This is a genomic window from Devosia sp. Root413D1, from assembly GCF_001425235.1.
In the GTDB taxonomy this organism is placed as follows: domain Bacteria; phylum Pseudomonadota; class Alphaproteobacteria; order Rhizobiales; family Devosiaceae; genus Devosia_A.
Genome location: NZ_LMEA01000008.1, coordinates 436,241 through 459,320 on the forward strand (window position 1 = coordinate 436,241; position 23,080 = coordinate 459,320).

General features: G+C 65.2%; 21 protein-coding genes and 1 tRNA gene. 10 read left to right on the forward strand and 12 right to left on the reverse strand.

All coding sequences use genetic code 11. The features are described 5' to 3' along the window. Positions 1-23 precede the first annotated feature (23 nt). The 5 genes from ASC89_RS10645 to ASC89_RS10665 all read right to left on the reverse strand — a co-directional run bounded on the left by ASC89_RS10645 (position 24) and on the right by ASC89_RS10665 (position 5,535). On the reverse strand, positions 24-1,268 hold the full coding sequence (locus ASC89_RS10645) for an extracellular solute-binding protein (protein WP_244488435.1): 1,245 nt from the start codon (positions 1,266-1,268) through the stop codon (positions 24-26). Positions 1,269-1,403: 135 nt separating this feature from the next. Next, positions 1,404-2,279: a carbohydrate ABC transporter permease gene (locus ASC89_RS10650; protein ID WP_055997494.1), complete on the reverse strand. Its 876-nt coding sequence runs from the start codon at positions 2,277-2,279 to the stop codon at positions 1,404-1,406. Continuing rightward, positions 2,276-3,139, reverse strand: coding sequence for a carbohydrate ABC transporter permease (locus ASC89_RS10655; protein ID WP_244488436.1), 864 nt, complete (start codon positions 3,137-3,139; stop codon positions 2,276-2,278). The genes ASC89_RS10650 and ASC89_RS10655 overlap by 4 nt, the downstream gene beginning before the upstream one ends. Positions 3,140-3,384: 245 nt before the next feature. Then, complete coding sequence (locus ASC89_RS10660; RefSeq protein ID WP_055997499.1) at positions 3,385-4,680, reverse strand: ABC transporter substrate-binding protein; 1,296 nt, start codon at positions 4,678-4,680, stop codon at positions 3,385-3,387. Positions 4,681-4,995: 315 nt separating this feature from the next. Continuing rightward, positions 4,996-5,535, reverse strand: a complete 540-nt coding sequence (locus ASC89_RS10665; protein ID WP_055997502.1) for a hypothetical protein — start codon at positions 5,533-5,535, stop codon at positions 4,996-4,998. Positions 5,536-6,017: 482 nt separating this feature from the next. Here ASC89_RS10665 and ASC89_RS28460 point away from each other — a divergent pair, with 482 nt between their 5' ends. Beyond that, positions 6,018-6,146 carry a BA14K family protein gene (locus ASC89_RS28460; RefSeq protein WP_156384567.1) on the forward strand — a complete coding sequence of 43 codons (129 nt, stop codon included), beginning with the start codon at positions 6,018-6,020 and terminating at the stop codon, positions 6,144-6,146. Positions 6,147-6,189: 43 nt separating this feature from the next. On the opposite strand, the gene ASC89_RS10670 is transcribed toward ASC89_RS28460, so the two are convergent. After that, positions 6,190-6,263: transfer RNA gene (locus ASC89_RS10670), tRNA-Gln, on the reverse strand. A gap of 522 nt (positions 6,264-6,785) precedes the next feature. Here ASC89_RS10670 and ASC89_RS10675 point away from each other — a divergent pair. Both ASC89_RS10675 and ASC89_RS10680 read left to right on the forward strand, forming a co-directional pair. After that, positions 6,786-7,709, forward strand: coding sequence for a Ppx/GppA phosphatase family protein (locus tag ASC89_RS10675; RefSeq protein WP_055879432.1), 924 nt, complete (start codon positions 6,786-6,788; stop codon positions 7,707-7,709). Then, positions 7,709-8,422 (forward strand): RlmE family RNA methyltransferase, encoded by a 714-nt coding sequence (locus ASC89_RS10680; RefSeq protein WP_055879430.1) that lies wholly within the window; start codon positions 7,709-7,711, stop codon positions 8,420-8,422. Before ASC89_RS10675 ends, ASC89_RS10680 begins: the two co-directional genes overlap by 1 nt. 195 nt (positions 8,423-8,617) lie before the next feature. Here the strand turns inward: ASC89_RS10680 and ASC89_RS10685 are convergent, their stop codons facing one another. Both ASC89_RS10685 and ASC89_RS10690 read right to left on the reverse strand, forming a co-directional pair. Beyond that, positions 8,618-10,015, reverse strand: coding sequence for an MFS transporter (locus tag ASC89_RS10685; RefSeq protein WP_055997505.1), 1,398 nt, complete (start codon positions 10,013-10,015; stop codon positions 8,618-8,620). A gap of 8 nt (positions 10,016-10,023) precedes the next feature. Continuing rightward, positions 10,024-11,430 (reverse strand): MFS transporter, encoded by a 1,407-nt coding sequence (locus tag ASC89_RS10690; RefSeq protein ID WP_407065064.1) that lies wholly within the window; start codon positions 11,428-11,430, stop codon positions 10,024-10,026. Between the two features lie 173 nt (positions 11,431-11,603). Here ASC89_RS10690 and ASC89_RS10695 point away from each other — a divergent pair, with 173 nt between their 5' ends. Continuing rightward, complete coding sequence (locus ASC89_RS10695) at positions 11,604-12,920, forward strand: hypothetical protein (RefSeq protein ID WP_055997507.1); 1,317 nt, start codon at positions 11,604-11,606, stop codon at positions 12,918-12,920. A 254-nt stretch (positions 12,921-13,174) separates the two neighbouring features. Here ASC89_RS10695 and ASC89_RS10700 read toward each other — a convergent pair whose 3' ends face one another. Next, complete coding sequence (locus tag ASC89_RS10700; RefSeq protein WP_055997510.1) at positions 13,175-13,471, reverse strand: GIY-YIG nuclease family protein; 297 nt, start codon at positions 13,469-13,471, stop codon at positions 13,175-13,177. 56 nt (positions 13,472-13,527) lie between these two features. After that, positions 13,528-15,579 carry an elongation factor G gene (locus ASC89_RS10705; protein ID WP_055997513.1) on the reverse strand — a complete coding sequence of 684 codons (2,052 nt, stop codon included), beginning with the start codon at positions 15,577-15,579 and terminating at the stop codon, positions 13,528-13,530. Between the two features lie 393 nt (positions 15,580-15,972). On the opposite strand from ASC89_RS10705, the gene guaB reads away from it, so the two are divergent. The 5 genes from guaB to ASC89_RS10730 all read left to right on the forward strand — a co-directional run bounded on the left by guaB (position 15,973) and on the right by ASC89_RS10730 (position 20,324). Further along, positions 15,973-17,475 (forward strand): IMP dehydrogenase, encoded by a 1,503-nt coding sequence (gene guaB / locus ASC89_RS10710; protein ID WP_055997516.1) that lies wholly within the window; start codon positions 15,973-15,975, stop codon positions 17,473-17,475. Positions 17,476-17,625: 150 nt separating this feature from the next. Beyond that, complete coding sequence (locus ASC89_RS10715) at positions 17,626-18,045, forward strand: MAPEG family protein (protein ID WP_055997518.1); 420 nt, start codon at positions 17,626-17,628, stop codon at positions 18,043-18,045. 61 nt (positions 18,046-18,106) lie between these two features. Continuing rightward, on the forward strand, positions 18,107-19,399 hold the full coding sequence (locus ASC89_RS10720; RefSeq protein ID WP_055997521.1) for an RsmB/NOP family class I SAM-dependent RNA methyltransferase: 1,293 nt from the start codon (positions 18,107-18,109) through the stop codon (positions 19,397-19,399). 2 nt (positions 19,400-19,401) lie between these two features. Further along, positions 19,402-19,806: a hypothetical protein gene (locus ASC89_RS10725; RefSeq protein WP_055997524.1), complete on the forward strand. Its 405-nt coding sequence runs from the start codon at positions 19,402-19,404 to the stop codon at positions 19,804-19,806. A gap of 32 nt (positions 19,807-19,838) precedes the next feature. After that, positions 19,839-20,324 (forward strand): TspO/MBR family protein, encoded by a 486-nt coding sequence (locus ASC89_RS10730; RefSeq protein WP_055997527.1) that lies wholly within the window; start codon positions 19,839-19,841, stop codon positions 20,322-20,324. A gap of 5 nt (positions 20,325-20,329) precedes the next feature. Here ASC89_RS10730 and ASC89_RS10735 read toward each other — a convergent pair whose 3' ends face one another. Continuing rightward, positions 20,330-20,905: a DUF1349 domain-containing protein gene (locus ASC89_RS10735; protein WP_055997530.1), complete on the reverse strand. Its 576-nt coding sequence runs from the start codon at positions 20,903-20,905 to the stop codon at positions 20,330-20,332. A 4-nt stretch (positions 20,906-20,909) separates the two neighbouring features. After that, entirely contained in the window at positions 20,910-22,136 is a 1,227-nt protein-coding gene (locus tag ASC89_RS10740) for an acyltransferase (RefSeq protein WP_055997533.1), read from the reverse strand. A gap of 204 nt (positions 22,137-22,340) precedes the next feature. Between ASC89_RS10740 and ASC89_RS10745 the strand changes: the two genes are divergently transcribed. Beyond that, positions 22,341-23,042 (forward strand): cyclic nucleotide-binding domain-containing protein, encoded by a 702-nt coding sequence (locus ASC89_RS10745; RefSeq protein ID WP_055997536.1) that lies wholly within the window; start codon positions 22,341-22,343, stop codon positions 23,040-23,042. Positions 23,043-23,080: the final 38 nt, after the last annotated feature.

Sequence of the window (23,080 nt, forward strand, 5' to 3'; positions counted from 1 at the left end):
GCCGCCGACAAACCTAGCTGTCGTTACGGCTTGGGCTTGAACCAGGTGCTGACCGCCGCATTGACGTCGGCGGCGAGCTTTTCGGGCGTGATGTTGCCCTCGACCATGTCGATCACTTCGGCCTGGATCACCGACGAGGCCGTCGGGGTTTGCCAGCGGTAGCCGACGAGGCTGAGATAGGGCGTGGTATTGCCCTGCATCGCGATCATCGCCTTGAGCACCGGATCTTCCGAGGTCACATCGGGACGGGCCGCCGGCCAGCCAAGCTCGTCGGCGAACAGCTGCGCAAACTCGGGCGAAGCGATGAAGTTCAGCACCTTGGTCGCCGCTTCCTTCTTCTCGCTGTCGGCCACCAACCCGTACGAGCCATCCGAGAAGGCCGCGACCAGCGGCTTGTCGGTGGCGGCATCAGCGGGGAACGCGAATACCGAGAACTTCAGGTCCGGGTTCTGCGCCTTGAAGCTGCCATTCTCCCATGAACCGCCGAAGAACATCGCGGCCTGGCCGTTGATGAACTGCTGCGTCGAGGTGGTGTAGTCGATGCCGGCAAAACCATCCGAATAGTAGGGCTTCAGCTCGGCGAAGCGCTTCAGCGTGGCGATGAAGCGCGGGTCCTCGAAGCTCGCCTTGCCCGACATCATCTCGCCGTAGAAGTCGGCGCCGTAAATGGTCGGGCCGATCATGCCGACGCCAATCTCGAGCGCCCAGGCCGAGCCCTGCGCCCCGCCACTGGCGATCGGCGTGACACCGGCGGCCTTCAGCTTCTCGCAGGCTGCGAGGAACTCGGCGTAAGTGGTCGGTACCGCAATGCCATTCGCCTCGAACAGGGCGGTGTTGTAGAACACGCCAAGCACCGGCACCGAGTACGGCACGCCGTAGAACTTGCCGTCGGCAACACTGATCACGCCACCGGTGGCGGTCTCAGGCATCTCGGCAATAGCCGGCACGCTGTCATTCAGCGGCTCGAGATAGCCGGCCTCGACCAGCGGCTGCAGCTCGCCATAGGCCTTGAGCTGGGCGATGTCGGGGCCCTTGCCGCCGCGCAGCGCCGTGGCCAGCCGGTTCTGGTAGTCGGCATCGGGCGTGAACTGCAGGTCCACCTTGATATCGGGGTTGGCCGCCTCGAAGGCCGCGAAAATGCGGCCCATGGCAGCCTGGTCCTCGGTGCGCCAGCTCCACAGCTTGACGGTTTCCTCGGCGGCGGCAAAGGACATGAACGGGGTGCTGGCGGCGAGCGCCAACCCGATGGCGAATAGTCTGCGAGACAACGGCATCTATCAAAGAGCTCCCTGGACTCATTGGGTGAGATCGGCGGAACGCAAACCGACCCGGAAAGCTAAGCAGCAATGCTGGAGCAGGTAAAGAGGTTATAACGTCATTTCGTTATATCCACTGCCGGCCGCTCAGCCCTTCACCCCCGAACTGACGACGGAATCGACGAAAAAGCGCTGCAGGATCACGAACAGCAGCACCGGCGGCAGCACCGCGAGTGTGGCTCCGGCCATCACCAGGCCGGTATTCATGGCGCCGCGGTTGTAGCTCAGCAGCCGCGAGAGCGAGATGACGATCGGGTACTGGTCGGCACTCCCCTGCAGCACCGTCAGTGGCCAGAGATAGCTGTTCCAGTGGTAGACGAAGGCGAACAGCACCAGCGCTGCGATAGCCGGCATCACCGCTGGGGTGACGATCTGGAACAGCACCCGCAGCTCCGACGCGCCGTCGACCCGCGCCGCCTCGATCAACTCATCGGGCACGCCCTTGATGAATTGCCGCATCAGGAAAATGCCGAAGGCATTGGCGAGGTTGGGGACGATCACCCCGGCGAGGCTGGCGTTGAGCCCGAGATAGCCGGTGATCCGATAGAGCGGGATCAGCGTCACGATCGGCGGCAGGAACATCGTCGCGATCAGCAGCGCGAACAGTGCTTCCTTGTAGCGGAACTCGTACTTGGCGAAGGCGTATCCGGCCATCAGGCTGGTGACGATGATGGCGGTCGTGGTCACCACCGCGATCACCGCCGAGTTGAGGAATGAGCGCCCGAGGCTCACCACTTCGGCCACCTGCGTATAGGCGTCGAGGTTGGGCGCGCCGGGCAGCCATACCGGCGGCACCTGCATCGTCTCCTGCGGCGTCTTCAGGCTGGTGAGGATCATCCAGGCTAATGGAAACGCTGCGATCACTGCCACGACGATGATCACCAGCACCAGCACTGCGCTGGCCGGCGTCGCCTTGAAGCGCGGGCCCTCGAGCCGGCGGCGGTCTGCAATTGCGGTGGTCATGCGGATTTCGTCTCCCGCGAACGGGCGAAGGCGAACAGCAGCGCGATCGCCACGACCAGCGCCAGCATCAGCGTCACCGCCATGGCCGAGCCGAGCCCGCCCTGCGCCCTTTCGATGCCGACGCGGCGGATGTGATAGGTGAGGACGTTGGTGGCATTCACTGGCCCGCCCTGGGTGATCAGCGCCACCGGCTCGAACACCTGCACCGCGTTGATGATGGCGATCACCGACGAGAACAGCAGCGTATTTCCGAGCAGTGGCAGGGTGATCGAGAAGAAGCGCTGGATCGGGTTGGCGCCGTCGATCTTGGCCGCCTCGTAGAGCGAATCCGGGATCTGCGTCAGCCCTGCGACCGCCAGTACGGTGAAGTAGCCCACCTGCTGCCAGACATTGAGGATGACGATCGCGAACAGCGCCGTCTGCGGCGCACTCAGCCAGGTCTGCGGCGGGATACCGACCCAGCCGAGGATCTGGTTCAGAGGCCCCTCGGTCGGCGAGTAGAGCTTTGAGAACACCAGCGCTACCGCGATCATCGGCACCATGTAGGTCGAGAACAGCACGGTGCGGAGGAACACCCCGCCTGGCGCGATCTTCTGGTGCACCAGCAGCCCCAGCAGCACCGACAGCGGCAGGATGATCGCCACCGAGCCCACGGTGTAGAGCGCGGTGTTGACCAGCGCCGCCTTGAAATCGCGGCCCACCGAGTTGCTGGCGAAGATATCGATGAAGTTCTGTACGCCGACGAACGTCGCCGTCTCGAACCCGGTCTGCGTCGACCAGTTCTGAAAGCTGAGCCAGATCGTCAGCAGCATCGGGATGATGATGAAAACTGCCAGCAACCCGGTCGCGGGCGCCAGCATGAAGACCGCTGATCGGTGCTGAGTGTTGGTCATACGGTTTTTGGTTCTACTCGAAGTGGCGGTGGTTGTGGCCGCCCCCACCCTTGATCCCTCCCCACAAGGGGGAGGGAGACGACTGATGGCAAGGCACGAGCTCGGCAGTTCTTGCGCCTCCCTCCCCCTCAGGGCGCTACCGCGTCCCTTGTGGGGATGGAATGAGGGTGGGGGTGGCAACACGCTCCGACGCGCGTTGCCACCCCAGGGCGTTACTTAGCGTTACGCTCGAGGATCTCGGTCGCGTCGGCCTGGGCCGTCGCCTGCGCATCGGCGGCCGAGAGCTGGCCGAACTGCATGGCTTCCAGCGTCTTCTGCAGCGATTCCGAGAACTCCTGCCCGCCCAGCACCACCGGGAACGGCTTGGCATTGGCCAGCGTGCCGGTATAGCCGGCGAGGAACGGATCGCTCGACAGCCGCTCGGCGAACGCCGTGCCGTCAGAGGTACGCGACGGCAGGATGCCCATCGACATCAGGATATCGCCCATCGCCGAGGCGCCGGTCGGACCCGAGTCCGGCCCGTTGAGCCAGTTGAGGAAATCCCAGGCCGCAGCCTGCTCCTCGGCCGAAGCCTTGGCATTGACCACGGTCATCCACGAGTAGGAGATCGAGCGGGCGGTATCGCCCGACGGTCCGACCGGGATCGGGGCCGTGGCGATATCGGCGAAGTTGTCGCCCATGCCGGCCTTCAGCGCCGATTCCCACCAGTTCGCCATGATGATCATGCCGGTCTTGCCGGACACGAAACTGTCGAGGAACGGTCCGGTGGTGTTGGCGTCGGCCGTGGCCATCGCCGGGTCCGAGTAGCCCGATTTGATCAGCTTCTCGTAAAGCTCGAAGGTCTGCTTGGCCGCCTCGCTGTCGAGCACCGGCTTGCCGTCGACCACCAGGTCGCCGCCGTTCGAAACCAAGAGCGACGAGAACGGGTGGAGGACGCCCGCCGCCCACGAGTTGATCAGCCCGAAGCCTTGCTGGCCCTTGGATTTGTCGGTCAGCTTCTCGGCTGCGGCGAGGAACTCGTCCCAGGTCTTGGGCGCCTCGGTGATCCCGGCAGCTTCGAACAGCTTCTTGTTGTAGTTGAGCGCATAGACGTCGATCTCGTTCGGGATGCCGTAGAGCGTGCCGCCGATAGAAGCCGCCCCGATCACGCCGGCCGGCCAGTTGGCCTTGGTGTCGGCGGCGATAGCGTCCGGCACCGCTGCGACCAGCTGGTCCTTGGCGAGATCCGGCAGCCAGGCATCATAGATGCCGGCAATGGTCGCCCCGCCGGCGCCGCCGCCCGAAGTGCGGAGCGTCGTCAAGAGGTCGCCGAACGGCACGGCGCGGACGGTGATTTTGGTATCGGGGTGCGCCTGCGTGTAGGTCGCGGCGGCCGCCTCCAGCTTGGCCACCGTATCCGGTGCCCAATGGGTGAGGAACGACACATCCGCGGCCTGGACCAGTGCGGTGCTCGAAAGCAGGACCGCGACCGCCCCCGCGGAGCGCGTGAAAGCCTGGAACAGCTGCATGTTTGAATTCTCCCTGTGGCGCCAGTGAGCTCTATGCCCGCCTGACGTCATAGAGTTATGACGTTATAACAACATTGGTCAAGAGCCATGCCGGAGCTGTGGAAGCGTATGGGTGCGGTGAGGAAAGAGGCGAGGATCTTTGCGCCCGGGCCAGGGCAGGTTCGGCCTTGCCGAAGCGCACGCTCTGGAGAGCTGAGTCAGCCCGGCGATGCGGGTCTGAGCGGCCAACAACAGCGCCCCGCGTTGCGCGCCGGGAGACCGCCGTCGGGGCCAGGGGCGACAGGCCGGACAAGCCGGCCCATCGCGGATCGTCAATCAGTCGGCGAGCAGCGCGTCGATATACGCTTTGACCGCCGGATCGTCGGACTTGGTGATTGCCGCCAGCGCCGCATCCCGGTCGCCGACCGCCTCGTCCAGCGCCGCCTGGGCGGCTGCCAGCGCCCGCCCCTCTGGGCTATCCAGCGCTTCGGCCTGCTCTTCCTCAGTAAGGTCGTCGAAGTCCGGATAGGCGTCGTCGAAGTCAGTCTGCGCGTCGGTCACGGCCTGCTGCAACTCGCCCGACTCCACCGCGGCGTCGAGGGCCGCATAGGCACGAACCTTGCCGACCATCGATTTGTCGCTGGCATGCGCCAGTCCTTGCTCGGAGGCATGCGCCGCATTGCCGCCGCCGGCCTTGGAGGCAACGCTGCCGTTGCCATTGCTATTGCTGTTCTCGCTGCCGGCGTTTTCATGCGCCGATTCCGAGTTGCCGGGGCTTTCGGGGCGGCCGGCGGCGACTGCGCCGCTCAGGTTGGCGGCAACCAGCGGCGACAGGGCGAGCAGCCCGACCAGGGCGAATTTCGACAGTGATTTCATGAGCGTGGCCTCATCTGCAAAGGGATGCCCGTTCCTGCGGGCGGCCCTCTGGTACCACTGGCGCCCTGATCTCCGGCTGAGCTGCCGTGTCAGCACAATTACAGGAAACGGCCGCCCGCCACGCGGCCCCGCGCCAATTACATGCTAATCGTCCAGAGGCTTACAGGGTTTCGGCAACCCGGGGCTGCCATGCTGACCCGATCCGGACGCCTCACGCACCCAGCGCTTTCCCGGAGCGCCACGCGTGAGGAGACGCTTGATGCGAGAATTCGCCTGGCCCTTCGTTGCCACTCTCGTCGCCGGCCTGTCGCGCGGCACCCCGGCCACCGCCCAGTACTGGAACAACGACCACAACTACGGCTGGCTGCCAGCCCCAATAACCGGAACTTCGATCCGGCGGCCGCGGCCATCAACGCGCTCAACACCTCGTTCCCGCGCCGGCGAGGCTACTCCACCCCGATTGATTCAGCCTGATCGACGCCATGGAACGCGGCGATGTCAGAGCCTACTCCACCCACCGGACCCGCTGCACCGCCCGCTTCGTCACCTACAGCGCCTCCACCGACAGCTATGTCGGCAATGACGGGAGGCTGAAGCGCTGCAGGCTCTAGGCGCACAGCAGTCGAAACATCGGCAGTATCAGAAGGAGAGGGCTGGCTGGGGAACCTGGATTCGAACCAAGATTGACGGAGTCAGAGTCCGCAGTTCTACCATTGAACTATTCCCCAAGCGCTGAGCCTGGATGCTGTCCGGCGGAACCGTCAGCATTCGGTGCGCCTTCTAGCGGCAATCGATCGTCTGATCAACACCCCTTTTCGGCATTCTTCAGCCTTTGCGATCCGGCCCGCCGCCGTTCAAGTTTGCGGCAGATTCAGGGCGTTGCGTTGGCGGGTATCATCCTCTACCCTCATCGGCGACACTGAGATATGCCCGTGTCGGGCGCCCACGGCTTCGGCCGGATGCCGGCGACTGCGCGGGGAAATGGAGCAAGGTTGACCGATCAAGATCGGTCCGCCGCCGCAGCCGGGGCCGAGAGCCTGGAGCGGCACCGTGACGGGCAGGGCCGTAGCCCCGCCCAGACCACCGCGAATCCTGGGGGGCAACCTGGGCCTGGCGGAGCGGAGCGGCGGACGCACCCCGCAGGGAATCCCTCTTCGCGCCGGTCGCGAGGGCCGCTCTACGCGGCGCTCGATCTTGGCACCAACAATTGCCGCCTCCTGATCGCCCGCCCGCACGAGAACAGCTTTCGCGTGCTGGACGGTTTTACCCGCATCGTGCGCCTCGGCGAGGGCCTGTCGACCACCGGAAAGCTGTCCGACGCCGCCATGGAGCGGACGATGGAGGCGCTGCGGCTCTGCCGTAACAAGCTGCGCGAGCACGAACCGACCCGCATGCGCCTCATTGCCACCGAGGCGTGCCGCTCGGCCTCGAACGGCGCCGAGTTCATCGCCCGGGTCGAACGCGAGCTCGGCCTCGTGCTCGAGATCGTCGACCGGCAGACCGAGGCCTCGCTCGCGGTCACCGGTTGCGCCGACCTGATCGAGGAAGAATCGTCGGGCGCCCTGATGTTCGATATCGGCGGTGGGTCGTCCGAACTCGCCTGGCTCGATTTCCGCGGCGGCCGCCCGCGCCGCCAGGGCCGCATGTCGTCGTCCATCCGCTCCTGGCAGTCGCTGCCGGTTGGGGTCGTCTCGATCGCGGAAAAATTCGGCGGCGTGAACGTCACCCCCGAGACGTTTGAGGACATGGTGGCGTTCGTCGCCGGCCAGCTCCGCCAGTTTCGTGGCCGCGAAAAGCTGCGCCAGATGATCGCCGAGCACCCGGTGCACCTGATCGGCACTTCCGGCACTGTCACCACGCTGGCCGGGCTGCATCTCGGCCTCGAGCGCTACGAGCGCCAGAAGGTCGACGGCCTGTGGATGACTCGCGCCGATGTCGATGCCACCATGACGGCGCTGCTCGGCATGAGCTTTGACCGCCGCGTCGCCCATCCCTGCATCGGCAAGGACCGCGCCGATCTGGTGCTGCCCGGCTGCGCCATCTTCGAGGCGATCCGCCGCGAATGGCCGACCGAACGCGTGCGCGTCGCCGATCGCGGTCTGCGCGAAGGTATTCTCATCTCGCTGATCGACGCCGACCGGGCTGATCGCGCCAATAGTCGCAGGAGTCGCTGATGGCCAAGGGAACAGGGCAGGGGGCCGGACGCAAATCGGCGACGGGCCTCAAGGTTCACGTAAAGACCGCCAAGGGCCGGAAGATTGGCTCGACGATCTGGCTGCAGCGCCAGCTCAACGACCCCTATGTCGCCAAGGCCCGGACCGAGGGACTGCGCTCGCGTGCCGCCTACAAGATCAAGGAACTCGACGAGCGCTACCACTTGTTCAAAAAGGGCATGCGCGTGGTCGATCTCGGCGCGGCCCCCGGTGGCTGGTCGCTGGTGGCGGCGCCCATCGTCGGCACCACAGCGGATAAGCCGCTGATCGTCGGGATCGACTACCTCGAGATGGATGCGATCGAAGGCGTCATCCTCCTGCAGAAGGATTTTAACGACGAGGACGCTCCCCAGGCGCTGATCGATGCGCTGGGTGGGCACAAGGCCGATATCGTGATGTCGGACATGGCGGCGCCGACCACCGGGCACCGCGCCACCGACCACATCCGGATCATGCAACTGGTCGAACTCGCCGCCGATTTCGCGGTCAAGGTCCTGGCGCCGGGCGGGACCTTTGTCGCCAAGGTGTTCCAGGGCGGCACCGAGCACGAGCTGTTGCACTTGCTGAAGCAGCACTTCACCACCACCATCCACGCCAAGCCCAAGGCGAGCCGCGCCGATTCCGCCGAGACTTACCTGCTGGCCCGCGGCTTCAAGGGCAACGCGCCGGAGTAAGTGCTTTGGTGCGCGGTGGTCGAACGACCCAGTGTGATCACCCCACCTCCGATGTCATCCCAGCGAAAGCTGGGACCCAACTACCCACAGGCTCGGGCTGCAAGATGGGTCCCAGCTTTCGCTGGGTTGACAGCCGGTGGTAGGTTTAAGGCCGAGCCCTAATCACCGGGTTCGCGCAGCCCAATGATCCGCTGATCACTCCGCCGGCGCGCCGCTCTCGGCCCGGTGGCTGTGCATGTTGGCGCTCCGCGGAACCCGCAGGAAGATCAGCGCCGAGATCAGCGTCACCGTTGCCATGGCCCAGAAGGCAACGTGGAAGTCGTTGAGCCCTGGGGCTCCGCCATGCAGCAGGTGGACGCCCTCAAAGATGCCGCCGCCGATCGCCACGCCGAAGGCGAGGGAGAGCTGCACGCTCACCTGGCTCAGCACATTGGCTTGCCCCGCATCCTTGTCGGCGACATCGGCGAAGATGAAGGCATTGGTGGTGGTCCAGAACAGCGACTGGAAGAAGCCGGTGATCACCAGCAGCGCCAGCATCAGCGGGGTCGGGGTGTCGGGCGTGTAGAGGCCCATCGCCAGCACCCCGCCGGCGGTGATGGTGCAGGCGATCACCAGCGCCCGGCGGAAGCCGAGCCGCGCGATGAAGCGCTCGGCCATGAACTTCATGGTGAAGGCGCCGACCGCCGAGGCAAAGGTCACCATGCCGCTCTCGAACGGGTTCAAGCCAAAGGCGAGCTGCAGCATCAGCGGAAACAGGAACGGCATCGCACCGGTGCCGAGCCGGAAGATCGTTCCGCCGATCATCGTCAGCCGGAACAGCGGCTGGCGGAAGATCCTCAGGTCGAGCAGCGGGTACTCGGTCCGGCGGAAGTGGAACCAGTAGGCGATAGCGGCCACCACACCGAGGAACAGCGAGCCATAGCCAAAGCTTGCGGGCAGGGCCGGCAGCGTCAGCACCGAGATGCCGAAGACAAGGCCGGCAAAGCACAATCCGGCCAGCAGAAAGCCGGTGAAGTCCAGCTTGCGCGGCTCGTTCCGATGCCACTCCGGCAGGTACTTGTGGACCAGGATGATTCCAAGGATGCCGATCGGCACGTTGATCAGGAAGATCCAGTGCCAGCTCGCAAAGGTGGTGATGAAGCCACCGATCGGCGGCCCGACGATCGGGCCGACGAGCCCCGGGATCGACAGCCACGCCATGGCATCGACCAGTTGCTGCCGCGGCGTCACCCGCACCAGCACCAGCCGCGCCACCGGCGTCATCATCGCTCCGCCCATGCCCTGCAGGAACCGCGACAAGACGAACGTCAGCAGCGAGTTCGAGATGGCGCAGCACACCGATCCGAGAATGAACACCACGATCGCCCAGGCAAAAATCCGCTTGGCGCCGAACTTGTCGGCCATCCAGCTCGACACCGGGATGAAGATCGCCAGCGCCACCATGTAGGTGGTGAGCGCCAGCTTCAGCGCGATCGGCTCGGTGCCGATATCGTGCGCGATGGCCGCCAGCGAGGTCGCGATCACCGTCGAATCCATGTTTTCCATGAACAACGCCACGGCGAGGATCAGCGGAGTCAGGCGGAGCGCGGACATCGGAGCCTTCAGAGTGTTGCCGGAACCGGCTTGGCGATAGGCTTTGCCTTGTGGCCCGACACGTCGCTACCTGCGTCGGGTGGCAGCCGCATGAACGGGATGGCGCTGCAGATGGCGACGGCAGCGACGACGAACCAGGCGATGTGGAAATCCGCCAGCACCAGCTCGCCACCATGCATATTCGAGGCGATTTCCAGCGCGCCACCCGCCACCGCGACACCGGCCGCGACGCTGAGCTGCTGGCTCACCGCATTGATCGCTGTGGCCTGGCTGGCATGTGCTTCGTCGACATCGGCAAACACCAGGGCGTTGACGCCGGTAAAGAAGAACGAGCGGGTGAGGCCGCCGAACAATAGCGAACCCATCAGCAGCCAGTGCGGCACCGCCGGGGTGAAGAAGCCGTTGATGGCGAGAAAAGTGCAGCCGAGCAGCGCCGTGACCATCAGTGTCCGCGGGAAGCCGAAGGCGGCATAGAGCTTTTCAGCGCCGAACTTCGAGAGGATCGCCCCGATCGCCGCGATGAAGGTGGTGAGCCCGGATTCGAACGGCGTCAGTCCGAAAGTCAGCTGCAGCATCAGCGGCATCAGAAACGGGAAGGCGCCGATGCCGATACGGAACAGCGAGCCGCCGATGATGGCGTTGCGGAACAGCGGCAGCCGGAACATCTTTGGGTCGAGAATCGGGAACGGCGTGTGCTTCGCATGCCGCAGGTAAAGCAGCCCCGCGATAACCCCGACGACAATCGAGCCGTAGCCGGCGACGGTCGGGATGGCGGGGAGGCTGATCACCGAGAAGCCGAACATGATGCCGGCAAAGGTGATGGCCGAGAGAATCAGCCCCGGCACGTCCACCGGTCGCTCGTTCCGGCCGTCGGCGGCATTGAGGTATTTGGTGACGAGGACCAGCCCGATGAGGCCGATCGGGATATTGATCCAGAAGATCCAGTGCCAGCTGAGATAGGTCGTGAGGAAACCGCCCAGCGGCGGGCCGGTGATCGGGCCGATCAGCGCCGGGATGGTGAGCCAGGCCATGGCCGACACCAGCTCATTGCGCGGTGTGGCGCGCACCAGCACCAGCCGCGCCACCGGCGTCATCATCGAGCCGCCAATGCCCTGGAGGAACCGCGACAACACGAAGGTCAGCAGCGAATCCGAGAAGGCGCAGCAGATCGAGCCGGCCATGAACACCACGATGGCAACGCGGAAAATGTTCTTGGCGCCGAACCGGTCGGCCATCCAGCCCGACAACGGGATGAAGATGGCGAGCGCCACGAAATAGGCGGTGAGCGCCAGTTTCAGCGAAATCGGCTCGGCCCCGATATCCGCCGCGATCGCCGGCAACGAGGTCGCAATGACAGTCGAGTCCATGTTTTCCATGAACAGCGCGACCGCGAGGACGAGGGGGATGATGCGCACGTAGGGAGCCTCGATCGAGGCACTGTTAGGATTGAAACTATCGGCGTGAGCTTTACGGTGCGTGGGGCTGCAACGCAACACGTACCTCTGTCATTAATCGCTCGGGTCCTAACCGATTGACCCCCCAAGCCAACACGTGGCTTATTGTGGTCACATTTTGTTCGGGTTGAACCATGAAGAGCTTTTCGTCGTCGAGCTTCGCCAGCAATCATGCCGAGGCGCTCGACCTTGCCTTTGCAGCAGTGCAGAAGAACCCACAGGCGCTGTTCACCAATTTCCAGTGGTTCCTGTACACCGGCAAGGACACGATCTTCTTTACCGCCTTCTCCAAGGAGAAGTTCGACAAACAGAAGCTGAAGGAACTGGTGGCGCAGGTGGTGGCGCTGGCGCCGCAGCTGACGCACGGCTTTGTCGGGGCGCGTCCGGGGCACCCGTTCACCGAGAGCCAGCTCGACGCCATCACTTCGGTCGAGCTGGTTGACAGCTTTGACGGCTACCCGGACAAGTGGCTCGGTAAAAGCGCCGACATCTTCGATCACCCCGACCTGCCGCTGTTCCGCTTCATGGCGGCGACGCTGAAGGACGGCCCGGATGCCGAGGGGCGCATCTCGGTGATCCAGGTGCGCGCCGCGCATTGCGTGCTCGAGGGTTCGGATTCGGCGCTGCTGTCGCGCTCGCAGACCGCCAATCACGGCATCCAGTCCAACAAGGACAACAAGGTCAGTTTCGGCGCCCGCTTCAAAGGCGCGCTGCAGGCCGGTATCGGCGTGTCGCTGCACCTGTTCTTCGCCCACATCATGTCGCCGCCCGACAAGCCGTTCGGCTTCAAGACCCTGCCTTTGCGCCGCGACCGGCTGCGTCGCCTCGCCAATCGGCTGGGGGTGCGGCAGCGCTCGCTCTACTTCGCCATCGTCACCCATGCGCTCCATTCCGATACCGACCGGCGCCTCAACGAGGCGGTGATCGCCGCGGCTTACACGATGCTGGATACCCGGCGCACTGATGCCGACGACGACTTCTTCCGGGTGCGCGCGCTGCAGGCGAAGTTCCCCTACAAGGAGGATTTCGTCGAGTATGTGCGCTCGGTCGACGATGTCGTCAGCCAGATCGAGAACAAGGACATTACCTCGTTCCAGACCCAGATCATGGCGCTGTTCGCCATGCACCGGAAGCTCCATAGCTGGTTCCCGTTCCTCTATGGCCCGCGCTTCTGGCGCTTTTCGGGCCGCGTCGACACCGTGCTGACCCTGGTGCCGCCGCACCGCACCCTGGGTCCGGTGACCCAATGGATGATGGAGCCGATCTATTGCGGCGCCTACCACCCCGCCTCCAACATCGCCACCTTCTGCCCTGGCCGGGAGTACATGACGGTGAACTTTGTCATGGAGCAGCGCCACATCGATGCGGTCGAGCGGATCGAGCCGCTGATCGCGAGGATCGAGGCACTGGATCTGCCGGAGCCGGTGAAGGGTGTGGGCGTCGAGGCTTGAGGCGTCTGCTTAGGCACGCGGGCGGTCTGTGGTGGGCATAAATCTCACCACAACCACCGGCCGTCATCCCGGCGAAAGCCGGGACCCAGTGCTCCGACCGCTCAACGAGCGCGAAACCATCCGACCTTGCCGTGATGGACCGGCGCGATCCCTGCCTGCCCTCCCGCTCGAGCAGTGGGTCCCGGCTTTCGCCGGGATGACGGCCGGTGGGTGGTGGGAGATCGGGACACCCCGCAGGTGCCGGAGGGCCAGAGTCAACCAGCAATCTCGTCCCACAGGTCATCCCAGCGTGGGTTCGCCGCTTCGATCAGCTCCACCTCCCACGGTCGTCGCCATTCCTTGATCCGCTTCTCACGCGTGATTGCCGCCTCGGCGTCGCCCTGTTCTTCGAACCACACCAGCTGTGTCACGCCATATCGTGCAGTGAAACTGTCGGCGATTGCGTGCGTTCGATGTTGCCAGACGCGACCAACCAGATCGGACGTCACGCCGGTGTAGATCGTGCCGCGCCTGCCGCTCGCCATCATGTAGACGAAGAACTGTTTGTCCACCTGCGCCCCCGAACCATCGGATCAACGCAGGCGGACGCTGTCAACGTAGGACCGGCCTAAGCCACCTGCCTCCCATACTTGCTTGCCACTTCCTCGGCCAACCGCCCGCCGATCTCCGCCAGGTGGTCGAACTCCTGTTCGAAGCTGCCGACGCCGGCGGTCGCTGACCTGAGTTCGATAATCAGGTCCTGCATTTCGGAGGCGGGCACGTAGGCGTGGATGTCGTCCCAGCCGTCCCAGCCCTCGCGGGTGTCCGAGCCGACGATCTGGCCGCGGCGGCGGGGGAGGATGGCGTTGATGCGGGCCGTGGCCTCGCTCGGGCAGTGCACCGTTACTTCCATCACCGGCTCCAGCAGCACGGGCTCGCATTGCGGCATGCCTTCGCGCATGCCGATCTGCGCCGCCTGCCGGAACGCCATGTCGGACGAGTCGACGGTGTGGTACGAGCCGTCGGTCAGCGTCACCGCCACATCGACCACCGGGAAGCCGAGCGGGCCGCCCATGCCAAAGTACTCGCGCACGCCGGCCTCCACCGAGCTGATATACTGCCGTGGCACCACGCCGCCGGTGATCTTCTCATCGAAGCCCAGCCCGCCGCCGCGTGGCAATGGCTTGATGGTCAGCACCACATCGCCGAACTGGCCATGCCCGCCCGACTGCTTCTTGTGCCGGCCGCGCACATTGGCCGACTTCCTGATCGTTTCGCGATAGGCGATGCGCGGCACCGAGGTGGTGACCGGCACGCCGTAGCGTCCGGTAATCCGCTCGACGACCACCCGCAGGTGCATCTCGCCATGGCCCTCGAGCACGGTCTCGCCGGTCTCGGGCACATGCGTGAGATGCAGTGAGGGATCCTCCTCGAGGATGCGTTGCAGCGCCGTCGACAGCCGCACGTCGTCCTTGCGCTCTTTCGGCGACACGGCGATCGCCATCATCGGCATGCTCTCGGGCGGTGGCATCAGGTCGGGCACCATGCGGCCGGCCGACAGCGTATCGCCGGTGCGGGCGGCTTCGACCTTGCCGAGCGCTACTGTTTCGCCCTCCTGCGCCGCCTCGCGCTTCTGCGTTTCCTGGCCCATCACCCGGAAGATGCCCGACACCTTGCTTTCGCGACCGTCGGCGGAGCGGAGCGTCGCGCCATCGGCAACGGTGCCGCTCAGCACCCGTGCCACGCACATCTTGCCGCTGCGGGCAGTCTGCATGGTCTTCATGATCTGCACGACGGTACCAGGCCCGTCGGCGAGCCCCAGCCGCGCCCGGGTTGCTTTCACCGTTGGGGCTTCGTGGCGGATCGCCTTCAACAGCCTGGTGATGCCATTGCCGTGCTCGGCCGAGCCGATGAACACCGGACAGATCTTGCCGGCCCGCATCTCCTCGACCAGATCCTTGAAGATCAGGTCCTTCTCCGGTTGCACATCCTCGAGCAGCTGCTCCATCAGCACATCGTCGAAATCGGCGATCTGCTCGAGCATGGCAGTGCGTGCGGCGACTTCGTCGGCTTTCTCGCCATCGGGCAGGGCGATGATCTCGCTCTCCTTGGCCTCGTGGTAGACATGCGCCCGCTCGAGCGCCAGGTCGATGCAGCCGGTCACCACGCCGGCCTTGGTCATCGGCAATTGCCGCAACACCAGCGGCACCCGGCTTGCCGGCTGCAGCATGGTGAGGATGTCGCGCACCTGGCCCGAGAGCTTGTCGATCTTGTTGAGGAAGATGAGGTGCGGGAGCTTCCGCGCTTCGAGATCCCTGAGGATCAGCTGCAGCGCCGCGACCTTTTTGGGGTCGGCTTCCGCCACCACCACCGCCATGTCGCAGCCGGCGAGGACGGCGAGGGATTCATACTGGAACTCGACTGAACCGGGGCAGTCGATAAAGCTGTAGCGGTCGCCCATGAACTCGGTCTCGGCGACGTTGACCTCGACGCTCATGCCGTTCGAGCGGGCTTCCGGTGCGGCATCGCCCACCATGTTGCCATCCCTCGCGTGGCCTTGTCGGGTAATGGCCCCAGTGCGCATGAGGATCGCTTCGAGCAGCGAAGTCTTGCCGCTCGCGAACGGCCCCACCAGCGCGATGCACCGGGGCCCGGCTTGTCTGCCGTTGTCGTTTGCCATCTACTCCTCCTGGTTCGTGATTTGTTCCTCTGGCGACGTCCTCCCCGGTGCGTGGTCCTCGCACCGTTGAGGCGCGTCCGCCGCGATACTGTAGCGCTCTGGGAGAGCGGAGCCAATCGGGCGGCTGCGGGCTGTGGAAGGTCGTGGAGCCGGTGGCTGTGGCCCCCCACCCCTGTCCCCTCCCCGCGAGGGGGAGGGAGACGATCGCCTCGTTGTCAGTCTCGTGGGGAGGGGACAGGGGTGGGGGGCAGCGCGCAGCAGCCCTGCAGACAACCACCCTTCCCAAACCCGGGGTGCGGTGGTAATCACCCTCGCCAACCCGTGAGCCGGCGACGAGTCGTTCCGCTCACGGGCTTCCGTTTTTCTGATGCTCAGAAGGGAAGGGCCCGACCCTTGGCGAAGATCATTACTTCCATCACCGGCGATAGCGCACTGACGTTCGACGACGTGCTGCTGCAGCCTGCGCGCTCCGATGTGCTGCCGACCGATGTCGACATCCGCACCCGGGTGACCAAGGACATTTCCCTCAACATCCCGATCCTGTCGTCCGCCATGGACACGGTGACCGAGAGCCGCATGGCCATCGCCATGGCGCAGGCCGGTGGCATGGGCGTGATCCACAAGAACCTCGATATCCTGGTGCAGGCCGAGCATGTCCGCGCCGTGAAGAGCTTTGAAAGCGGCATGGTGGTGAACCCCATCACCATCGGACCTGACGCAACGCTCGCCGACGCGCTGGCGCTGATGGAAGCCAACCACATCTCTGGCATTCCGGTGGTGGAGAATGGCGGGCAGGGCGGACGCAAGATCGGCAGGCTGGTCGGTATCCTCACCAACCGCGACGTGCGCTTTGCCAGTAACCCGCGCCAGCGCATCGCCGAACTGATGACGCACGAGAACCTCGTGACCGTCCGCGACGGCGTTAGCAAGGACGAGGCCAAGCGCCTGCTGCATGCCCACCGCATCGAAAAGCTGCTGGTCACCGACGACGACGGTCGCTGCGTCGGGCTGATCACGGTGAAGGACATCGAGAAGGCGCAGCTCAACCCGCATGCGGTGAAGGATGCGCAGGGGCGCCTCCGTGTCGCGGCAGCGACTGGCGTGGGCGATGCCGGCTTCGAGCGCTCGCTGGCACTGATCGATGCCGGCGTTGACCTCTTGGTGATCGACACGGCGCATGGTCACTCGACCGGCGTGCTGAAGTCGGTGGAGCGGGTGAAGCGCGAGAGCAATTCCACCCGCATCGTCGCTGGCAACGTGGCGACTGCCGAAGCCACCCGTGCGCTGATCGAAGCGGGCGCGGATTCGGTGAAGGTCGGCATCGGTCCCGGCTCGATCTGCACCACCCGTATCGTCGCCGGCGTCGGCGTGCCGCAGCTGGCAGCGGTGATGGCCTGCGCCGAAGAGGGCGACAAGCACGGCATCCCGGTGATCGCCGACGGCGGAATCAAGTTCTCAGGCGATCTGGCTAAGGCATTGGCCGGCGGTGCGTCTTGCGCCATGGTCGGCTCGTTGCTGGCCGGTACCGACGAGAGCCCGGGCGAGGTCTACCTCTACCAGGGCCGCTCCTATAAGTCGTATCGCGGCATGGGCTCGGTGGGCGCCATGGCCCGCGGTTCGGCCGACCGCTATTTCCAGGAGGAAGTGAACGACAGCCTGAAACTGGTGCCCGAGGGCATCGAGGGCCAGGTGCCGTACAAGGGCGCCGCCGGCAACGTGCTGCACCAGCTGGCCGGCGGTCTTCGCGCCGCCATGGGCTATACCGGCGCGCCCAACCTGCAGGCTTTCCGCGACAATTCGGTGTTCGTGAGGATCTCCGGCGCCGGCCTCAACGAAAGCCACGTCCACGACGTGTCGATCACCCGCGAGAGCCCGAACTACCGCGGCGGCAACTAAGGCCGGCCCTGCCACGTTGCTGCCAACTCCACCGGGTCATTCCCGCGAAAGCGGGAATCTCCGTTGGGGATGGCGCAGCAGGCGCAAAAACCGAGGTTCCCGCTTTCGCGGGGATGACGCCGTGGTTCCCGGAAGCAGCGAGGCTATCGGTTGACCTCATTCTGGCTGATCGCCGCCATCCTCGCCCAGGGCGCGCTCGCCCTGGGGCTGCTCTGGTACCTCGGCACCATTCGGCTCCCGATGGTGATGAAGGGCGAGGTGCGGATCGACGACATCGCGCTCGAGCGTAAGGCTTGGCCGAAGCGCGAATGGCAGGCGTCCAACGCCTTCGACAACCAGTTCCAGCTGCCGGTGCTGTTCTATGTCGGGGCTGGGCTGGCGCTCTATTTCGGCCCGACCCCTTTCGAGATCGGGCTGGCCTGGCTGTTCGTCGCGTCCCGCTACGTACATGCCTTCGTGCACATTACCGATAACCACGTGGTCCGGCGCTTTGCCGCCTACCTGGTCGGGCTGCTGCTGCTCTGCGTGTTCTGGCTCGACCTGGTGGCGCGGCTGCTCCTCGCGCTGTAGCGAGCTTGATCCGCGTGCCGCATCGTGGCACGGACGCGGCTGACGAGAAGAGGATCTTCCAATGAGACTGCCCGGCCGGATTGCCGCCGCCATCGCTGTGCTCGCCGATATCGATGCGCACAAGCGCCCGGTGGCCGAGGCGCTGAAGGCCTGGGGGCTCAACAACCGCTTTGCCGGCGCCGGCGACCGCGCCGCCATCGGCAACCTCGTCTACGACACGCTGCGCCGCAGGAGTTCGCACGCCTTCGCCATGGGTTCGGACGCGCCGCGGGCGCTGGTGCTGAGCGTCGTGGTGCGCGAGTGGGGCGAGAACATCGATGAGCTCAACCAGAGCTTTGGCGGCGATCGCTTCGCCCCTGCGCCGATCGATGCCGAGGAGGCGGCAAAGCTTACCGCCGCCGATCCGCTCGCCGGTGCGCCCGACCACGTGCGCGGCGATGTGCCCGAATGGGTCGCGCCGCACCTCGCCGAGAGCTTTGGGGAGGACTGGGTCGCCGAAGCGCACGATCTCTCCGGCCGACCGCCGCTCGACCTGCGCGTCAACACGCTGAAGGCCAACCGCGACAAGGCGCTGCGGGCCCTCGGGCGCTTCGCTCCCGATGCCACCGTCACCATCCCCGAGGGCATCCGCTTTCCCGCCGGCGACCGCGACAGCCGCACGCCGAACGTCCAGAGCGAGGAAGGCTACATCAAGGGCTGGTTCGAGGTGCAGGATTTCGGCAGCCAGATCGTCGCCGCGCTGGGCGGCGCGCGCGGCGGCGAGCAGGTGCTCGACCTCTGCGCCGGGGCAGGGGGCAAGACCCTTGCCATGGCCGCCGCGATGCAGAACCGCGGCCAGATCTTCGCCTATGACAGCGATCGCACCCGGCTCGCTCCGATCTATGACCGCCTGAAGCGCGCCGGCGCCCGCAACGTACAGGTCCGCGCCCCGGGCGAGGGCGTGCTCGACGACCTGATCGGCAAGCTCGATCGCGTCGTGGTCGATGCGCCATGCACCGGCTCGGGCACCTGGCGCCGCCAGCCGACCGCCAAATGGAAGCTGACGCCCGAGCAACTCGCCGTCCGCGTCGAAGAGCAGCGCGCCATCCTCATCGAGGCGGCGAAGTATCTGAAACCAGGTGGCACGCTGGTCTACATCACCTGCTCGGTGCTGCCTGAGGAGAACGCCCGACAGGCTCAGGCCTTCCTCGAAGCCAACCCGGACTTCAAGGCCATCGCCGGCAACAAGCTCTGGATGAGCCACTTCTCCGGCGCCAGGCTGCGCGCCCGCTTCTCGCCCGAAGGCGGGATATCGCTTACTCCGCATCTCACCGGCACGGATGGCTTCTACGTCATCGCCATGCAGCGAGGCTGAGGATGATCCGCGATGATGCCGGCGGCTTGTCGCCCCTGTTCATCTTCACCGTCGGCTCGATCGCCTTCCTGCTGATCGTCGGGGCGGTGGTCTGGTTCGCCATTCCGGGCGCCAGCGCCAAGCACCATTTCGTCTCGCCGTCGGGGCGCGTCGCGCTCGACATCGGCGAGACCTGTGGCGAGGCGAGCTGCGAGCGCCGGATCATCGCCGAGACCATCGCCGCTGACGGCAGCAAGTCGCGCCGCGGCTGCCGGGTCCCACTGACTGATACGCATCTGGTGCTGCTCAACGCCTTCCCGCTTTGGGCCGCCGACGAGCAGACCGTCGAGATCGTCTATGCTGATGCCGCGGGGCAGGGCGGCAAATTCCCGCTGAACTTCGCCGCCGACTGTACCGCCACCGAGTGAAACTTGCCTTCGCCTCGCACGTTACTCGAGGCATGAGCACCCTAACGATATCCGACCTCAAGACGCCGCGAGCCTTGATCCTGCTGGCGGTTTTCCTTGCCGTGGTGATCGGCGTTGGCGCCGTTATCGGCGTTTCGACCGCCCCGGGCGAATGGTATGCCGGCCTCGCCAAGCCGCCGTTCAACCCTCCCAACTGGCTGTTCGGCCCGGTCTGGTTTGCGCTTTATGTGCTGATCGCCATCGCCGGCTGGCGCACCTTCCTCAGCGAACCCAATGGCCTCGGCATGAAGCTGTGGTTCGGCCAGATGGCGCTGAACTGGCTGTGGTCGCCGGTGTGGTTTTCGCTGCACCTGCTCTGGCCGGCCTTCATCGTGATCATCGCCATCTTCGCGCTGATCCTCATGTTCATCGCCAATCGCTGGGGCCGTGACCGTGTCTCGGCCTGGCTGTTCGTGCCCTATGCGGCCTGGGTCGGCTTTGCCAGTCTCCTGAACCTCGCCATCGCCACGCTGAACTAGCCGGCCTAGTGCAATTCCCGCGAGATCGGCTCACCCAGCGCCAAGCGGGTGAAGCTGACTTCGAGCCCCTCGCCAGTCGGTGAGCAGGTCATCGGGCCGACCTCCACTGTCTCGCCCATGCGGAGGAAGCAGAGCCGGACCAGTTGCCAGCTGCCATCCGGCTGAAGCAACTGCACCCGCAGCGCTTCGGCATGCCGGGTGAGCCGCAGCGTCACGGCAGCGTCGACCCGTCGATCGAGCTTCAGCACCGACCAATCCGACTGGTCATCACGGGTCACCACGACCGAAAAGTGCATCGCCCCATCGGTGAACTCGACCCCGCATTTCAGCCAGTTGTCGCCGTCGACGAACAGCATCGCTCCGGCCTGGTCGTAGAGGCGCTGGTAGTTGGCGGTGAAGCTGAGCTCGAAGCTGAAATCCCCGCTCACCTCGGTGGCGCGAAAATGCCCGTCGGCGTGCTTGAAGCCGTAGAAGGTGTTGTTCCAGTAGTCGGTCTCCGGGCCCGTCCGCACCACGAGGGTGCCGCCGCGCTCCTCGTAAAACGGCGGCTGGTTGCGCCAGAAGGTCTTGCCGGTTTTCATCAGGTCATTCCGCCGCCGCAGTGATTGTTGCCGAACCGGTGCTGCGCCGCTCCTTGCCGCGCGCCCACTGAATCATCGGGTTCTCGACCAGATGATACGACAGGTGCGCCACGGTGAAAGTGATGACCGTGATGATGGTACAGGTGACGATGAAGCGGACGGGATCGGACGACTGCCCGTGGTCGATCTGCGGATCCCAGTAGACCCGCACCAGTTCCAGCACCGGATAGTGCCAGATATAGATGCCGAACGAGATCTTCGCGACATAGCGCGTCACCGGGTTGTCGAGCAGTTGGCCGAGCAGCGCGCTCGATGGCGAGGACGAGAGAAACAGCCCGACCGCCAGCACGAACCAGGGGAAGCCATAGGGCACACCCAGCCAGCCCCAGCCATCGGCGGTCTTGGCCGAAAGCTGCACTTGCATGAGGTAAATGCCCCAGGCGAACGCTGCGAGTGCGACAAGGTCGAACAGCGCGTGCCGGTACTTCGCCCAGCGCACCTGCAGGCCACCGGCCAGCGCGCCGATGGCGAACATGGCGAAGAAGGCGAACGGGTTGAAACGCGGCATCCAGTACTTGGCGCCGCCGATCAGCCCGTAATCCCAGCCGCGCTGGTGCGTGTCGACGCGATAGTAGCGGGCGAACAGCCAGTGCGCGGCGAGCGCCAACCCGATGACCCCCAACCATATCAGGCGCGATTGCCAGCCCTGGCCGCTCCACCGTCCCAGCAAGAACAGCGCGGCAAAACCGAGCGGCAGCAGCAGGTATGACGTGACCTCGAAGCTGATCGACCACAGCGGCCCGTTCACCTCGACCGGAAACAGCGTGATCCAGTGCCAATCGGCAACCGTGAAGATGCCGGCGACGAGCCGCAGCACCAGCTGCCCGTCGAGCACCGCGCCGAACACCGTGATGCTGAGGACGAAGGTGACGAGCAGCGCCAGCCAGAACCCGGGCAGGATGCGGGCGGCGCGCCGCATGGCATAGACCCGCAGCGATGGCGCCGGCTCACCGCGATCCAGCGCCTGCCAGAACGGCCGCGACAGCAGGAAGCCCGAGAGGACGAAGAACATCGCCACGCCGAACGTGCCGATCTGCGCGAATACCCGAAACCACTCGACGCCGCCGAGCTGATCCTGCCAGCTCATGCGTTGCGCCAGATGGTGGAACAGCACCGTGAGGCACGCAGCCGCGCGCACGAAATCGGCGCCATTCAGGCGGTTATCAGTCATCGGTTCCCCTCGCGTGGCACGCCGCGTCTGCCGCGCGGTAGTTCGTGCAATCGATTTCATTTGGCACCGCCAAGGGCTGCTGCGCAACCCCCTTGCGCTCGTCGCAGACGCGTCAGCGAACAGGCGCGGCACGAGCGGAGGTAGCGGTTGACGCGAGGCTGTCGCTGCGTCCTACTGGCGCAATACTTATCGTGTAGAGGCCAAATGATTTTTCAGGATTTTGTCACACGGATGATGGATCCAAGTCATCTGCTGACTCACGTGCCGTATGCTCTACTTGTCATCTCTATGCTGATGAACGACATGGGCTGGCTTCGTGCTATTGCCATTGCTGCAGGCATAATACGTATTATCAATCGCGCCTTCTTTGAGATCGACCCGATCATCGTGTTCTGGGAAGTGATCTTCGTCGCGGTGAATGTCGTTCAACTGTTGATCCTCTGGTACTACGCCAGGCGGCATCGGTTTTCCGAGGACGAGCAGCGTTTCGCCTCGATCATGCCCGCCAGCATCGATCGACGAACCGTCCGTCGCTTGCTGCGCCTCTCCAGGCTTCGCCATGCCCACGAGGGCCAGAAGCTGACTGAAGAGGGCAGGGCCGTCAGCGAGCTGGTGTTCATCGCCGATGGCGTAATGCAGATCGAGCAAGCCGGACGAATCGTCGCCGTGTGTGGACCGGGGGATTTCGTCGGCGAGATGAGCTTTGTCACCGGCGCCCCGGCTTCGGCCACTGCCATCGCTGCCAAGCCGGTGCGCTACCTCGCTTTCGAACAGACGAGGTTGCGCGCCGCTGTCGAGGCCGACAGTGATCTTCGCCAGGCGCTCGACGCCAGTCTCAACCACAACCTCGTCGGCAAACTGGCAAAGGCCAACGTCGCTCGTCCTGAGCAGGTCGCTGCAGCCTAGAACATCGAGCCCCTTGTTTGTGACAGTGGGAGCGGGCT

Coding starts and splice junctions, on each gene's coding strand:
- ASC89_RS10745 (WP_055997536.1), top strand. CDS start 22,341: ATGATTTTTCAGGATTTTGTCACACGGATGATGGATCCAAGTCATCTG.
- ASC89_RS10685 (WP_055997505.1), bottom strand. CDS start 10,015: ATGTCCGCGCTCCGCCTGACTCCGCTGATCCTCGCCGTGGCGTTGTTC.
- ASC89_RS10730 (WP_055997527.1), top strand. CDS start 19,839: ATGAGCACCCTAACGATATCCGACCTCAAGACGCCGCGAGCCTTGATC.
- ASC89_RS10725 (WP_055997524.1), top strand. CDS start 19,402: ATGATCCGCGATGATGCCGGCGGCTTGTCGCCCCTGTTCATCTTCACC.
- ASC89_RS10695 (WP_055997507.1), top strand. CDS start 11,604: ATGAAGAGCTTTTCGTCGTCGAGCTTCGCCAGCAATCATGCCGAGGCG.
- ASC89_RS10740 (WP_055997533.1), bottom strand. CDS start 22,136: ATGACTGATAACCGCCTGAATGGCGCCGATTTCGTGCGCGCGGCTGCG.
- ASC89_RS10735 (WP_055997530.1), bottom strand. CDS start 20,905: ATGAAAACCGGCAAGACCTTCTGGCGCAACCAGCCGCCGTTTTACGAG.
- ASC89_RS10655 (WP_244488436.1), bottom strand. CDS start 3,139: ATGCTGGCGCCCGCGACCGGGTTGCTGGCAGTTTTCATCATCATCCCG.
- ASC89_RS28460 (WP_156384567.1), top strand. CDS start 6,018: ATGGAACGCGGCGATGTCAGAGCCTACTCCACCCACCGGACCCGCTGC.
- ASC89_RS10705 (WP_055997513.1), bottom strand. CDS start 15,579: ATGGCAAACGACAACGGCAGACAAGCCGGGCCCCGGTGCATCGCGCTG.
- ASC89_RS10650 (WP_055997494.1), bottom strand. CDS start 2,279: ATGACCACCGCAATTGCAGACCGCCGCCGGCTCGAGGGCCCGCGCTTC.
- ASC89_RS10720 (WP_055997521.1), top strand. CDS start 18,107: ATGAGACTGCCCGGCCGGATTGCCGCCGCCATCGCTGTGCTCGCCGAT.
- ASC89_RS10680 (WP_055879430.1), top strand. CDS start 7,709: ATGGCCAAGGGAACAGGGCAGGGGGCCGGACGCAAATCGGCGACGGGC.
- ASC89_RS10660 (WP_055997499.1), bottom strand. CDS start 4,680: ATGCAGCTGTTCCAGGCTTTCACGCGCTCCGCGGGGGCGGTCGCGGTC.
- ASC89_RS10665 (WP_055997502.1), bottom strand. CDS start 5,535: ATGAAATCACTGTCGAAATTCGCCCTGGTCGGGCTGCTCGCCCTGTCG.